Source organism: Curtobacterium sp. Leaf183 (genome assembly GCF_001424385.1).
Taxonomy (GTDB): Bacteria; Actinomycetota; Actinomycetes; order Actinomycetales; family Microbacteriaceae; genus Curtobacterium.
Genome location: NZ_LMPO01000009.1, coordinates 482,047 through 494,651, shown reverse-complemented (window position 1 = coordinate 494,651; position 12,605 = coordinate 482,047). Strand labels below are relative to the sequence as shown.

Annotated in this window: 15 protein-coding genes; 8 read left to right on the top strand and 7 right to left on the bottom strand. The window is 71.4% G+C overall.

Going from position 1 to position 12,605, the window contains the following annotated elements; all coding sequences use genetic code 11:
- Nucleotides 1-8 precede the first annotated feature (8 nt).
- The 3 genes from ASG04_RS13235 to ASG04_RS13225 are packed head-to-tail and all read right to left on the bottom strand — an operon-like array spanning nucleotide 9 to nucleotide 3,328.
- Nucleotides 9-1,403 carry an extracellular solute-binding protein gene (locus tag ASG04_RS13235; RefSeq protein WP_056125186.1) on the bottom strand — a complete coding sequence of 465 codons (1,395 nt, stop codon included), beginning with the start codon at nucleotides 1,401-1,403 and terminating at the stop codon, nucleotides 9-11.
- The gene (locus ASG04_RS13230) at nucleotides 1,400-2,335 is read right to left on the bottom strand and encodes a carbohydrate ABC transporter permease (protein WP_082518119.1); all 936 of its coding nucleotides are present in this window, start codon (nucleotides 2,333-2,335) and stop codon (nucleotides 1,400-1,402) included. Before ASG04_RS13230 ends, ASG04_RS13235 begins: the two co-directional genes overlap by 4 nt.
- A gap of 3 nt (nucleotides 2,336-2,338) precedes the next feature.
- Complete coding sequence (locus tag ASG04_RS13225; protein WP_111107391.1) at nucleotides 2,339-3,328, bottom strand: carbohydrate ABC transporter permease; 990 nt, start codon at nucleotides 3,326-3,328, stop codon at nucleotides 2,339-2,341.
- 177 nt (nucleotides 3,329-3,505) lie between these two features.
- Here ASG04_RS13225 and ASG04_RS13220 point away from each other — a divergent pair, with 177 nt between their 5' ends.
- Nucleotides 3,506-4,723, top strand: coding sequence for an ROK family transcriptional regulator (locus ASG04_RS13220; protein WP_056125184.1), 1,218 nt, complete (start codon nucleotides 3,506-3,508; stop codon nucleotides 4,721-4,723).
- A 15-nt stretch (nucleotides 4,724-4,738) separates the two neighbouring features.
- Here the strand turns inward: ASG04_RS13220 and ASG04_RS17485 are convergent, their stop codons facing one another.
- The gene (locus ASG04_RS17485; RefSeq protein WP_056125182.1) at nucleotides 4,739-5,023 is read right to left on the bottom strand and encodes a hypothetical protein; all 285 of its coding nucleotides are present in this window, start codon (nucleotides 5,021-5,023) and stop codon (nucleotides 4,739-4,741) included.
- A gap of 66 nt (nucleotides 5,024-5,089) precedes the next feature.
- Between ASG04_RS17485 and ASG04_RS13210 the strand changes: the two genes are divergently transcribed.
- The gene (locus ASG04_RS13210; RefSeq protein ID WP_056125180.1) at nucleotides 5,090-6,049 is read left to right on the top strand and encodes an SDR family NAD(P)-dependent oxidoreductase; all 960 of its coding nucleotides are present in this window, start codon (nucleotides 5,090-5,092) and stop codon (nucleotides 6,047-6,049) included.
- Nucleotides 6,050-6,159: 110 nt separating this feature from the next.
- Here the strand turns inward: ASG04_RS13210 and ASG04_RS13205 are convergent, their stop codons facing one another.
- Complete coding sequence (locus ASG04_RS13205) at nucleotides 6,160-6,567, bottom strand: RidA family protein (protein WP_056125790.1); 408 nt, start codon at nucleotides 6,565-6,567, stop codon at nucleotides 6,160-6,162.
- Nucleotides 6,568-6,604: 37 nt separating this feature from the next.
- Here ASG04_RS13205 and ASG04_RS13200 point away from each other — a divergent pair, with 37 nt between their 5' ends.
- Nucleotides 6,605-7,426, top strand: a complete 822-nt coding sequence (locus ASG04_RS13200) for a DUF1684 domain-containing protein (RefSeq protein WP_056125178.1) — start codon at nucleotides 6,605-6,607, stop codon at nucleotides 7,424-7,426.
- Nucleotides 7,427-7,462: 36 nt separating this feature from the next.
- On the opposite strand, the gene ASG04_RS13195 is transcribed toward ASG04_RS13200, so the two are convergent.
- A complete protein-coding gene (locus tag ASG04_RS13195) occupies nucleotides 7,463-8,020 on the bottom strand; it encodes a histidine phosphatase family protein (protein WP_056125174.1) in 558 nt (185 codons plus the stop codon).
- Nucleotides 8,021-8,264: 244 nt separating this feature from the next.
- Here ASG04_RS13195 and ASG04_RS13190 point away from each other — a divergent pair, with 244 nt between their 5' ends.
- On the top strand, nucleotides 8,265-9,578 hold the full coding sequence (locus ASG04_RS13190; protein WP_056125171.1) for a reverse transcriptase family protein: 1,314 nt from the start codon (nucleotides 8,265-8,267) through the stop codon (nucleotides 9,576-9,578).
- 29 nt (nucleotides 9,579-9,607) lie between these two features.
- A complete protein-coding gene (locus ASG04_RS13185; protein ID WP_056125167.1) occupies nucleotides 9,608-9,856 on the top strand; it encodes a DUF4287 domain-containing protein in 249 nt (82 codons plus the stop codon).
- 4 nt (nucleotides 9,857-9,860) lie between these two features.
- On the opposite strand, the gene ASG04_RS13180 is transcribed toward ASG04_RS13185, so the two are convergent.
- On the bottom strand, nucleotides 9,861-10,151 hold the full coding sequence (locus ASG04_RS13180) for a metal-sensitive transcriptional regulator (RefSeq protein ID WP_056125164.1): 291 nt from the start codon (nucleotides 10,149-10,151) through the stop codon (nucleotides 9,861-9,863).
- Between the two features lie 114 nt (nucleotides 10,152-10,265).
- Here ASG04_RS13180 and ASG04_RS17635 point away from each other — a divergent pair, with 114 nt between their 5' ends.
- Genes ASG04_RS17635 through ASG04_RS13165 form a run of 3 tightly spaced genes read left to right on the top strand, consistent with a single transcriptional unit; the run spans nucleotide 10,266 to nucleotide 12,494 of the window.
- Complete coding sequence (locus ASG04_RS17635; RefSeq protein WP_056125160.1) at nucleotides 10,266-10,799, top strand: hypothetical protein; 534 nt, start codon at nucleotides 10,266-10,268, stop codon at nucleotides 10,797-10,799.
- Nucleotides 10,796-11,464, top strand: a complete 669-nt coding sequence (locus ASG04_RS13170) for an RES family NAD+ phosphorylase (RefSeq protein WP_056125155.1) — start codon at nucleotides 10,796-10,798, stop codon at nucleotides 11,462-11,464. The genes ASG04_RS17635 and ASG04_RS13170 overlap by 4 nt, the downstream gene beginning before the upstream one ends.
- A 49-nt stretch (nucleotides 11,465-11,513) precedes the next feature.
- Entirely contained in the window at nucleotides 11,514-12,494 is a 981-nt protein-coding gene (locus tag ASG04_RS13165; protein WP_056125152.1) for a hypothetical protein, read from the top strand.
- Nucleotides 12,495-12,605: the final 111 nt, after the last annotated feature.

The following is a 12,605-nucleotide window of genomic DNA, read 5'->3' as shown; positions in this document are numbered from 1 at the left end:
TGGGTTCCTCAGATCCGGACCTTGTCGTAGTCCTTCGGGAGCGTGAACGGGGAGTACGTCTGCATCATCGGGTCGACGCGGGCCTGGGCGCGGTCGACCGCCTGCTGCGGGGTGGCGGTGCCGAGCAGCACGCTCGACCGGGCGTCGGCGAGCGAGTCCCACCACTGGCCGCCCACGGGCAACGGCGGGCGGCAGGTCGACGCGGGCATCGACTCGACGAAGAACCGGATCGACTTCGCCGAGCCCTTCGGGTCCTTGAGTGCGGCGATGTTCGAGGGGACGCTGGTGGCCGGGACCATGTAGGTCTCCTGGCCGCGCTTGCCGGTGAAGTACTTCATCAGCTCCCACACCGCCTTGTTCTTCTTCGACCCCTTCGGCAGGCACAGGGCGAACCCGCCCGACCACGTGTACTTGTCGGCGCCCGCGGTCTGCGTCGGCAGGTACGCCATGGTCCAGTCCAGGTCCTTGGGGCCGTAGTTGTCGAACGTCTGGATCGTGGACGGGACGCTCACCATGAACGCCATCCGGTCCTGCAGGAACGCCATCTGTCCCGGCGGGTGGCCGGTCGGCTCGTACGTCGCGATGAAGGTGTCGGCGTCGCGGTAGCCGTACCGCTTCGCCCAGTCCTCGTAGAACTCGTAGACCTTCCGGACGCTGGTCGAGTCCATCGTCATGTGCGAGTCCGCCTGGTCGAAGTAGCTCGCGCCGAGCCCGAGGCCCCACGTGAACGGCCACCCCTCGCCGTACCAGGGGAGCAGTCCCATGTGGGTGTAGCTGCCGCCCGACTTCTTCGTGACCTTGTCGCTCACCTCGGCGACCCGGTCGAACGTGACGGGACCGTTCTGCTGCCAGTCGAACTCGTCCAGGTCGACCCCGACGTCCCGGAGCATCTTCCGGTTCACGAACATGCCGCGGGCGTCGGTGTCGTGGGGGAGCCCGTAGGTCTTGCCCCGGTAGGTCAGCTCGCCGACCGTGAACCCGAGCCAGTCGGCCAGGAACTCCTCCTTCGACACGTCCTCGAACTCCTCGATGAGCTCGTCGATCGGCTCGATCAGCCCGATGGCGGCGTACTGGGCGGCGCTGAACCGGTCGAGCAGCCACAGATCCGGCGCCGTCCCGCCCCGGACCGCGGTGATGACGCTCGTCGCGTCGCCGGTGCCCTGCGAGGGCACCTGGTTCACCTGCACGTCGATCTCCGGGTGCAGGGCCTTGAACTGGTTGATCACCTTCGTCTGGAACGGCACGAAGGTACCGGTGACGCCCCAGAGCGACACCGCGTTCGGGTTGCTCCGCGCACCCGAGCCGGACGCGCAGGACGCCGCCAGGAACGCGAGTGCCCCGGCGCCACCCGTCGCGGCGGCCGTGCGGAGGAAGGTGCGGCGGTCGAAGGCGCTGCCGGTCATTTGAAGCTCCCGATCTGGATCCCCTTGAGGAAGGTCCGCTGGAAGAAGAAGAACAGGACCACGAGCGGCAGGATGATCAGGATCGCCGCCGCCATCAGCTGGTTGAACTGGAAGTCGGCGCTGTTGTTGAGCCGGAACACCTGCAACCCGATCGACAGCGTCTGCACGTTCTGGTCCTGCAGGTAGATCAGCGGTCCGAGGAAGTCGTTCCACGCACCGACCGCGGCGAAGATGCCGACCGTGACCAGCGCGGCCTGGGCCTGCGGGAAGACGATCCGCCACAGGATGCGCCACTCCGACGCGCCGTCCATGCGCGCGGCGTCGAGCAGGTCCTTCGGGATCTGCAGCAGGAACTGCCGGAGCAGGAACACGTAGAACGCGGACCCGAACAGGCTCGGCACCACCAGCGGCAGGAACGTGTTGATCCACCCGAGCCGGGCGTACAGGTCGAACATCGGGATGAGCGTCACCGGGAACGGGATGAACAGCGTCGCCAGCACGACGTAGAACATCTTGTCCCGCCCGCGCCACTCGATGCACGCGAAGCCGTACGCGATCACCATGTTCGACGCCATCGAGAACACCGTCACCAGCACCGTGATGACCAGCGTGTTCCGGAAGAACGTGAAGAACGGCATCGCGTTGACCGCGTCCCCGAAGTTCGACCAGTCCAGCCACTGCGGGAACCAGGTCGGGGGGAACGCGCCGAGCTCGGTGTTGCTCTTCAGTGCGGAGATGACCATCCAGTAGATGGGGACCAGGAACAGCAGGCTCATCGCGATGAGCACCACGCGGGCGCCGATCGACGACCACACCGAGCGGACCGAACCGTCGGCGTTGCGCGACCGGTCAGTTCCGGCGTTCCGGCGGTCCTTCGGACGCACCGTCTCGAGGGACGAGGTGACCGTCTGGTCGTCCTTCTGCAGCGTCATCGTCTACTCCCCGCTCACGTCGTAGTTCACGAACCGCCTGGACAGCCAGTAGACGAGTCCCGACAGGACCATCCCGGCCAGGAACAGCAGCACCGCCATCGCGCTGGCGAACCCGAGCTGCGCGTAGCTGAAGGCGTTCTTGTAGAGGTAGAGCATGTAGAACAACGTCCCGTTGTCCGGCGACCCCAACCCACCGGTCCCGGACGAGATCACGTACGCCTCGGTGAAGACCTGCAGGCCGTTGCTGATCCCGGTGATCAGGTTGAACAGGATCGCGGGGGAGATGAGCGGCAGGGTCAGCGCGAAGAACTGGCGCACCGGACCCGCACCGTCCACCCGCGCTGCCTCGTACAGGGTCTTCGGGATGCCCCGCATGCCCGCCAGGAACACCAGCGCCGCGTTGCCGGCACCCATCTGCGCCAGCGCGACGATGACGAGCTTCGCCGTCGTCGGGTCACCGAGCAGGTTGGTCGCCGGCACCCCGACGAGCTTGAGCACCTGGTTCACGATGCCGGTCTGCGGGTTGACGAGCACCACGAAGATGAACGCCAGCGCGAAGGTCGGGATGAGCGACGGGATGTACAGCGCCGTCCGGTACCAGCTGATCTCCTTGACGTCCTGGTTCATCGCCAGGGCAATCACGATGGCGACCACGATCCCGACGGGGACGGCGATCACCGCGTAGAACAGCGTGTTCTCGACCGCCGTGTGCACGAGCGGGTCGATGAACGCCGCGACGTAGTTGCCGAACCCGACGAACGTCGCCGCGTTCATGCCCGAGTACCGCGTCAGGCTGATCACGAACGAGTACACGAGCGGGTAAGCGATGAACACGAGCACGCCGACGATCCACGGGGAGATGAACGCGATGCCCACACGCAGGCGTCGCTTCTCGGCGGGGGTCCAGGGGTGCTTCTTCGCCGCGCGTCGACTCCTGCGTTCGGTCGAGGTCGCGGGTCGCACTGCGGTGGCCGGGCGAGCGGTCGTCGTCACGGGCGTCCCTTCGGGTCTCCGTGTCCACGCCGGTGGAACCACGGGCGCCGCCACGTCGGTGTGGCCGCTGGCGGACGGTCGAACCCCAGGACGATTCAATCCAATTGATTGACAAATCCGCTTGGACAGTGATGCTAAGGACCACGACCACCACCCGTCAACCACGAGGACGCCGGAATGTCTGCAGGGCAGAACCACACGCACGTCGGAGCGCACAACCGCGCCGTCGTCCTCGACCTCGTCCGACGCAGCGGACCCGTCACCCGCACGGACATCCGTGACCGCACCGGCCTCACCGCCCAGACCGTGTCGAACATCACCGCCCGCCTGGAGTCGGACGGACTGGTGCGCGACGTCGACCGACGCCTCACGCTCGCGCGCGACGGCCGCTTCGCCGTCGGTGTCCACCTCGACCCCGCGCACGTCGCCGTCGTGCTGCTCGACCTCGGCGGCGGCCTGGTCGCCGAGCACCAGCTCGGCGCCGCCGACGTGGCAGACCCGGCGACCACGCTCGACGCCATGGCCCAGGCGATCGACGACGTCGTCACCCGCTCCCACGTCGACCCCGACAGGGTAGTAGGCATCGGCGTCGCCGCGCCGGGCCCCATCGAACGGGACGGCGCCACCCTCGGCGCACCCGCCCAGCTCGCCGCCTGGTCCGGCTACCCGCTCGCCGCCGAACTCGCCCGCCGCACCGGACTCGCCGTGCACGTCGAGAAGGACGTCGTCGCCAGTGCGCTCGCCGAGTGGTGGACCGCCGCCACCGTCACCGACCTGGTCGCCGTCTACCTCGGGCACGGCGTCGGCGCCGGGATCGTCGTCGGAGGCGAGGTCGTCCGCGGCAGCACCGGCAACGCGGGAGAGTTCGGCGGGATGCCGGTGTACGCGCACGGCGGGTGGACCGCCCTGTGGGAGGCCTGCCAACCGCTTCAGCAGGTCCGACGCGGCATCGACGCGGGGCTCCTCCCGCCGCGGATCCCGCTCGACGACCCCGCTGCCGTCCGTTCCGCGTTCGACGACCTCTGCCGCGAGCCCGGCGCGGCCCCGCTCATCACCGAGGCCGGTACCGCCCTGGGTTCGGCCTTGGTCCACGTGGTCGAGCTGCTCGACCTGCCGAGGATCGTCGTCGGCGGGAGCGCTGCACGTGCGGCCGGGCCGCTGCTCCTCGACGCGCTCCGCGCGCGACTCGCTGACCGACTCGACCCGAGCCTCCTGCCGAGGGTCGACGCGACGGCGCTCGGCGAGAACGTGGTCGCCCGCGGGGCCGCGTGTGCGGTCCTCGTCGCCACGCCGGAACCGTCACGGCCTGCGGCCGGAGCCGGTCGGACGGTCGCGCTGCGCTCCGTCCGGCCAGGAGGCTCGCCCCGCGCCCGTGACATCGCCCACCCCTGGTAGGACCGGGGGTCCCCGCTACTCGCTCGCGATCTTCAGCAACAGCGGCCCGAGCAGACCGATCACCCAGACCAGGACGATGCCCGCCGCCCCGATCGCGAGCATCCGACGCTTCCACCGGCGTCGCGGTGTCGGCGGGGTCTCGCCCCACATCTGCGTGCGGACGAGGATGCGATTCGCCTCACCCACCAGCCGGCGGATCTCCGGGTCGTCGAGTTCGAGCCGGCCTTCGCGGGCATGCTCGGCGATCGCCGTCGCTTCGGCGAGCGACAGCCCGTCGCTCGTGCCCTCGCGCTCGGTCATGTCGCCATCGTCCCACGCGGTTCCGGACTGTGCGCGCGGTCAGCGCATCCCGCGTACCGAGGAGGCATGTCACAACGCTTCCGAGGCCAGGTCGTCGTCATCACCGGTGCGTCGAGCGGCATCGGCCGCGCCGCCGCGCACGAGTTCGCCCGCCGTGGTGCGACAGTGGTGCTCGCCGCCCGCAGCCACGACAGTCTGGAAGCCGCCGCCGAGGAGTGCCGCCGGCTCGGCGCCGAGGCCGTCGCGATCCCCACCGACGTCGGAGACGAGCGCCAGGTCAAGGACCTGATCAGCACCGTCACGACGCGCTTCGGCCACATCGACGTGTTCGTCGGCAACGCTGCCCTGTTCATCTACGGCCTGTTCGAGCAGACCCCGACCGACTCGTTCAAGCGCGTCGTCGACACGAACCTCTACGGTCACCTCTACGCGATCACCCACCTGTTGCCGCACTGGCGGCAGCGTGGCCGCGGCACCTACGTGCTGGTCGGCAGCATCCAGTCGCTGCTGTCGGCGCCGTACCAGTCCGCCTACGTCACGAGCAAGCACGCCGCACTCGGGCTGGTCGACGTGCTCGGCGACGAGTTCGCGCACACCGGCATCCACTTCACCACGCTGATGCCCTCGACGATCGACACACCGATCTACCAGAACGGCGCGAACTACACCGACAAGGCGTCGCACCCACTGCCGCCCACGGTGTCCGTCGAGCGCGCGGGCAAGGCGGTCGTCACGGCGGCGCTGCACCCGAAGCGCTACCGGTTCGTCGGTCGCGTCCAGGCGTCGCTCGTGCCGCTGCAGTACGTGTTCCCCGGGCTGTTCCACAAGATCACGAAGCCGATGGTGGAGCTCTTCGCCCTGCGCGGCAGGCAGGCACCGACGGACGGCAACCTGTTCGAACCCGCCGACGCGGGCAACGCCACCGACGGTGGCTGGGTCGCGAAGCGACGGCGCGTCACGCGCCCCCTGCTGTGGCTCGGCGCCGCGGCCGCGGTGGCGACCGTCGTCCTGCGACCGCGTCGCTGACGGACAGGAGGCTCGTTGCGGCCCGGCCGCGGGCCTCCCGTCCGGACGTGGGCACGCCCGAGCATGCGAGGCGCCCTCAGGCGGCTGGGGGAGCGCGCGGGCTGACCGCGTCAGTCGAGCACGGCGGCGACTGCCTCGATCTCGACGAGCTGGTCGTCGTACCCCAGGACGGTGACGCCCATCAGGGTGCTCGGCACGTCGTGCTCGCCGAAGGTATCCCGCACGACCTCCCATGCTGCGACCAGGTCGGCCTGCCGTGTCGACGCCACCAGGACCCGCGTCGAGACGACGTCGTCGAGCGTGGCACCGGCGTCGGCGAGCGCCTGCCGCAGGTTCGCCACGCATGCGGCCGCCTGTCCCGCGTGGTCGCCGACGGCGACCGTGCGTCCGTCGGCGTCGAGCGGGCACGACCCCGCCAGGAACACGCGTCGCGCCGCGGCCGGTGCCGTGGCGGCGTACGCGTACTCGGCGACCGAGCTGAGCGAGGACGAACGGATGAGCTGCACGGCGCTGACCATGCTCCCCATCCTGGTCCACAGCACGTACGGTCGGACCATGACGACCGCGAGCCCGACGACGGACACCACCGGCTGGGCGACCTGGCACGCAGCGCACGAGGCAGCCCGTGCGAGCGAGCACGGCTTCCTGTCGGTGACGAGCATCCGGTGGCTGACGACGACGCCCGAGCGGTTCGACGACGTCCCCGGAGCGTGGTCCGTCGACCAGGACGGACCCGTGGTCGTCCTCGCCGACGACCCTGCTGAGCGCCTCGACGTCGACGGCTCCCTGGTGACGGGAACGCACCGGTTCGGAGACCTCGACAGCAGCCCCGCACCGCAGGTCGTGTGGCGCCGCGACGACCGCGACGTCGTCATCGAGGTCGCCCGACGGGGCGGGAGCGACCTGGTCCGGCCCCGCGATCCGGCCGCCCCGGTGCGCCTCGCGTACCGCGGTACGCCCACCTACGCACCCGACGACCGGTTCGTGGTCGAGGCCCGGTTCCGCTCCTTCGCCGAGCCGCGTGCGGTGACGGTCGGCTCGGTCGTCGACGGGCTGGAGCACGTGTTCGCGGCACGTGGCACGCTCGAGTTCGACCTCGACGGCCCGCGCACGCTCCTGGCGTTCAACGGACAGGGGGACGACCTGCACGTGCTGTTCTCCGACCGCACCAGCACGGTCACGACGTCGGCGACCCGGACGCTCGACGTGGGGGCTCCTGATGCCGACGGTCGGACCCGCGTCGACTTCACCCGGGCCACGAACCTGCCCTGCGCGTACACCCCGCACGCCACGTGTCCACTGCCGCCCCGCGAGAACCGACTCGACGTCGCGATCGAGGCGGGGGAGCGGCTGCCCGGACCCGGTGTCGCTGACTGACCGGGATGTCGTCCGCTGCCGGTCAGGTGCCGACGGTCAGGGCGTGACCCGGGTCCACCCGGACAGTGCTCGCCACGCCCGAGGGTCGAAGGTGATGACGCTCCCCATGCCGGGCTGGTCGAGCGCTCGGTCGATCGGGACACCGCGCAGGTCCGCCAGCAGCAGCGCACCGACGGCGCCGTGCGAGACGAGCGTCACGTCCTCATCGGCCGTCAGCGCTCGAACGGCCGCGACGATGCGGGTCTGGGCGTCGACCGCTCGTTCCCATCCGCGCACCGAATCGTCCGGCCGGTCGAAGAACCGGTCGACCACCGCATCGAACTCCTCCGGCGGGAGGTAGCCGGTCGCGCTGCGGTCGATCTCACCCAGCCGTCGGTCGACCTCCGGCACGACGCCGACCGTCTGGCCGAGCACCTCCGCGGTCTCGATCGCCTTCCGCTCGGCGCTCGACACGATGCGAGCGATGCCAGGATCCCAGGCGCTGTGGTGGGCGGCGCCCGCACGCACGCGGCCGACCCCGCTCAGCGTCCACGACTCGATCGGGACCGCGGGGTCGATGACCACCTCGGCATGGGTCAGGAAGTACGAGGCCATGAGCCGACCCTGCCAGATGGCCTCACTCCTGTCGGGCGGTTGCGGTGCCGGAGGGTCGTCGTAGGGTGTGCTCGTGGAGTTCCCGGGGGAGGCGGACGGCGCGCGAGACGCGCCGACCTCTCCGGGGTCACCCCGGGGCACGCAGGACCAGCAGGACCACACGCCCCGAGAGGCTCGGCGCGCTCCGCGCGCTCGCCCTCACGGAGGCACCGACAGGTCCCCCGGGAACCCCACGCCCCTCGCCGTGGTCGCAGGCGCACTCGCCGACGCGTTCCTCGCCGCGGAGGGGTGGCACCGGGACGAGCTGACCGCGGCCGGGTACGACGTGCTCGGCGTCGAACGGACCTACGTCGGCGTCGCGGTCGGCGTCGCGCTCGAGGCGTACCCCCGTGCGCCGGTCGACGCACCCCGGCAGTTGGCCGCCGTGCTCGCGAGCGCACCGCGGCTCGTGCGACTGCACGACTCGCGGGTGCCCCTCCGCCCCGTGCGGGTGCTCCTCCGTCGCGCGACCGCCGTCCGCGCCCGGCCGATCGTGGCGAGCCGCCTGCTCGTCGACACGCTGCCGGAGCTCGCCCGCGAACTCGACCTGACCGCCGGACGACTGCTCTGGCTCGCCGACACGAAAGGCTGGAACCGGCACCGGGGCCCGACGAGCGCGCTGCACCACCACCGTCACGAGTGGGTGCAGCGCCCCGGCCGCGCCCCGCGGCTGCTCGAGAAGCCGATGGCGATGCTCAAGCGGACCCAGCGGACGATCCTCGACGAGCTCCTCGCGGCGATGCCGGTGCACGACGCCGCGCACGGGTTCATCGCGGGCCGTGGCGTCGTGTCGAGTGCTGCCGAGCACGTCGGGTGCCCGGTCGTGCTGTCGGCCGACCTCACCGCGTTCTTCGCGAACGTCCGCGCGGCGACCGTCTACGGCGTGTTCCGCTCGGCCGGGTTCGCCGAGCCCCTCGCACACGTGCTCACCGGGATCTGCACCCACCGCGTCCCGCCCCACGTGCTCACCGCGATGCCACCCGGCGGCGACCCGGACCAGCGCACCGCACTCCGACGAGCCCTCACCGAGGCGCACCTGCCGCAGGGAGCGCCGACGTCGCCGGCGCTGGCGAACCTGGCGCTGCGGCACCTCGACGTGCGCCTGGCCGGATGGGCCGCGGCCGTGGACGCCACCTACACGCGCTACGCCGACGACCTGACCTTCAGCGGCGGCGACGCGCTGGCCGCTCGGCCGGACGCCTTCCTGCGCGGGGTCGACCGGATCGTCACCGAGCAGGGCCACACGCTCAACGCCCGCAAGACCCGCGTCCGTCGCGCCGGCGTGCGCCAGTCCGTCACGGGCGTGGTCGTCAACGAGCGGACGTCGCCCGGGCGCCGCGAGGTCGACCGGCTGCACGCGATCCTGCACAACTGCGTCGTCCACGGCCCGGCGTCGCAGGACCGCGACGGCCACGCGGACTTCCGCGCGCACCTGCTCGGGCGCATCGGCTGGGTCGGTCAGGTCCACCCGGTCCGCGGCGCAGCGCTCATGACGCTCTTCGCACAGATCCGGTGGTGAGCAGATCGCGCCGTGGCTACTGTGACGCCATGACCGTGCATCGTGTGACCGCTCCCCAGCTGCCCACCGACGGCACGAAGGTCCGGGGGCCGGCGTCGTACTTCCCGAGCATCGAGACGACCTACGGTCGCCCCGTGCAGGAGTGGATCGACCTCGTCGTCGACCGGCTGGACACCGAACCGCACATGGCCGTCGTGTCCTGGCTCAAGGCCGAGCACGGCATGGGCCACGGGCACGCCAACGCGGTCGTCGCCTACGTCCGGCAGGCGCTCGCCTGAGTGGTCAGGAGCGGACCAGGCGGGCGATCGCCTCGGAGGCTTCGCGGACTTTCGCGGCCGGGTCACCACCGTCGGCCATCGCGTCGGCGACGCAGTGGCTGAGGTGGTCCTCGACGAGTCCGAGCGCGACCGACTGCAGGGCCTTCGTCATCGCCGACACCTGCGTCAGGATGTCGATGCAGTACTGCTCGTCCTCGACCATGCGCTGGAGGCCGCGGGCCTGCCCCTCGATGCGCCGCAGACGCTTCAGGTAGGCGTCCTTCGACGAGATGTAGCCGTGCTCGTGCTCGGTCATGGGGCCTCCCGGGGAGTGGTACCCCTCCAGGGTATGCCATTGCTCCGGTCTGGTTGACGCGGTTGACGGTGCGAGCGTACGGTTGGTTGACACGGTTGCAGGAAGGCGGACCTCATGCCCACAGCACGACGCGCGGTCACCGGGACGGCCGAGGCGGCACTGCTCGCCGCGATCCAGGACCGGCTGCGCGGGGGTCGCTACGACGACGCGCTCGCTGCCGTCGAGGACGTCGACGCCCTGGCGGACCGCATGGTCGCCGCGCTGCCGGCGGTCAAGCACGAGGCTGACGAGTTGATCGGCCCGTTCTACGACGCGGCTTCGCTGGCGAACTGGCGCGGGGTCACGCGACAGGCCATCAGCAAGGCGAGCACCAAAGGCGACCTGCTCGGACTGAAGATCGGCGACGGCAGCCGGATCTTCCCGTCGTTCCAGTTCGGCCCGTCCGGTGCCCCTCTGCCTCGGTTGCGCGAGGTCCTCGACCTGCTCGACCCCGACCGGATCGACCCATGGGGCAGCGCACTGTGGTTGAACACCGTCGCCGACGAGTTCGGCGGCACGACGGCTGCCCAGGCACTCCGTGCCGGGCGGCACGAGCCCGTCCTGCGGGCCGCCCGCCGTGCTGCCCGCGCCTGGCTGGCCGACGCGTGACGGAACGGCGGACCGAGGTCGCACAGCGCGGGCCGGCTCCCGAGGCGGAGCTCGCCGGGTTCCCCACCGTCGAGTCGCGGGGCACGACGTTCTACCGTGCCAAGCGCCACGACCGCGGTGCGTGGTGGTTCGCGAGCACCCCGGCAGACGCCGATGGCGATGACGGTGGCCGGTTCGACCTGGCCGACCCCCGGGGCACCTGCTACTGGGCGGACTCGGTCGAGGTCGCGGTCCGGGAACGCCTCGCCCACCACACGCTGCACACCAACACGGTCTTCGTCGGGCGTGCTCGCGAGATGGTCGTCGTGGCGGCGCGGGCGTCGCGTAGTCGGCGGTTCGCCGACGTCACCGCACCCGGAGCGGTCCGGCACGGCGTCGGTGCCGAGCTGCAGACGATGGTCGACTACCGCGTGCCGCAGGCCTGGGCACGGGCCTTCGACGCCGCGGGGTTCGCCGGTGTCCGGTACAGCACGCGGTTCACGAGCGCCGCTGCCCCGAACGCGTGGGCCGTGTTCGGGACGGCGGGCGTACCGCGACGACCCCGACCCGAGCGCGTCCACCGCGACGGCGTCACGGCGTGCCGCGAGTCCGGCATCCGCGTGCTCGACGACGGCTCGACCGCCGGCCCCGAGCGCTTCACGATCGTGTCGCCGCCCCGCGCCTGACCTCCCGTCCGGCAGCGCCGTGTCGGTGGCTGCTCCTACCGTTCCCGACGTGGTCGAGCCAGTCGATGCGTGGTGGCGCCGCCGGCAGTTCTCGCGCGGCGTGCCGATGCCGTACGCCGTCGGCCAGTTCCGTGACGCGTGGGCGTCCTTCCCCGTGCTCATCCGGCAGTACCACCCGGAGTGGAACGCCGGCATCGTCCTGACCCAGATCCCGCCTGCGGCCGAGGTGCTGCTGACGTGGGAGTGTGACGTCGGCCACGTCTTCGTCGCCACCCCTGCCGAGCAACGCGGCCGACCCGGGCGTGAGCGACGGCGCTCCGTCTGGTGCCCGGAGTGCACGGTCATGGCCAAGCCGCAGCGCTGGCCCGTCCTGCCCGCGGACTGGCCGGCGGTCGTCCCCGCGCCGCAGCGCGCCGTCCGGGTGACGGGCCGTCAGACCCTGCCGGCGGCCGGCCGGATGCGCGCACCCGGTGCGGACGCCGTGCCGACGGGAGCGGTCGCGTCCACACGAGCGGCCCGCCCCGGTGCACGCCGGGCCACGGTCCGGCGTCCGGCGGCCGAGCGCGAGATCTGCCGCAGGACCCCGCGCCTGCCGTCGGGCGACGCCTTCGTCAGCGTCTGCGCACCGGCGACCGCCTCGGCGGTCGAGGCGGAACTCCGCCAGGCCCTGGTGGACCGCTTCGACTTCACGTTCGACCGCAACGCCGTCCGCCTCGACCGGCCCTTCCACGACCACGTCGAGGCCTGGCCGGACGTCATCCTGCCCGAGCTGCGCGTCGCGATCGAGTACGACTCGACGGGGCGCCACGGGCTCGAACACGTCGGACCGCGCGAGGACTCCGACCGCCTTAAGGACCGCGCACTGCGCAGCGTCGGATGGGAGGTCATCCGGATCCGCACCGGACGGCTGCCGGCGCTCGGTCCGCACGACCTGCAGGTGTCGGGCGTGTCCGGTCGGACGATCGAGCGCCTGGTCGACACCCTGCGCGACGTCCGCGGTGCGCTCTTCGTCGACGCCTACGCGCGCTGAGTCGCGCGACGCTCGCACGGTGCGAGGTCGGGGTGTCGGCACGGTGCGAGGTTGCGTGTGTGTGCGACCGTGACCGCCCCGTGCGGGCTTGTTGCGCTGCACGGGGCGATC

Excerpts from the sequence above, each read along its gene's own strand:
- ASG04_RS17485 (WP_056125182.1), bottom strand. The coding sequence starts at position 5,023 with ATGACCGAGCGCGAGGGCACGAGCGACGGGCTGTCGCTCGCCGAAGCG.
- ASG04_RS13180 (WP_056125164.1), bottom strand. The coding sequence starts at position 10,151 with ATGACCGAGCACGAGCACGGCTACATCTCGTCGAAGGACGCCTACCTG.
- ASG04_RS13205 (WP_056125790.1), bottom strand. The coding sequence starts at position 6,567 with ATGGTCAGCGCCGTGCAGCTCATCCGTTCGTCCTCGCTCAGCTCGGTC.
- ASG04_RS13185 (WP_056125167.1), top strand. The coding sequence starts at position 9,608 with ATGACCGTGCATCGTGTGACCGCTCCCCAGCTGCCCACCGACGGCACG.
- ASG04_RS13210 (WP_056125180.1), top strand. The coding sequence starts at position 5,090 with ATGTCACAACGCTTCCGAGGCCAGGTCGTCGTCATCACCGGTGCGTCG.
- ASG04_RS17635 (WP_056125160.1), top strand. The coding sequence starts at position 10,266 with ATGCCCACAGCACGACGCGCGGTCACCGGGACGGCCGAGGCGGCACTG.
- ASG04_RS13220 (WP_056125184.1), top strand. The coding sequence starts at position 3,506 with ATGTCTGCAGGGCAGAACCACACGCACGTCGGAGCGCACAACCGCGCC.
- ASG04_RS13195 (WP_056125174.1), bottom strand. The coding sequence starts at position 8,020 with ATGGCCTCGTACTTCCTGACCCATGCCGAGGTGGTCATCGACCCCGCG.
- ASG04_RS13230 (WP_082518119.1), bottom strand. The coding sequence starts at position 2,335 with ATGACGCTGCAGAAGGACGACCAGACGGTCACCTCGTCCCTCGAGACG.
- ASG04_RS13235 (WP_056125186.1), bottom strand. The coding sequence starts at position 1,403 with ATGACCGGCAGCGCCTTCGACCGCCGCACCTTCCTCCGCACGGCCGCC.
- ASG04_RS13200 (WP_056125178.1), top strand. The coding sequence starts at position 6,605 with ATGACGACCGCGAGCCCGACGACGGACACCACCGGCTGGGCGACCTGG.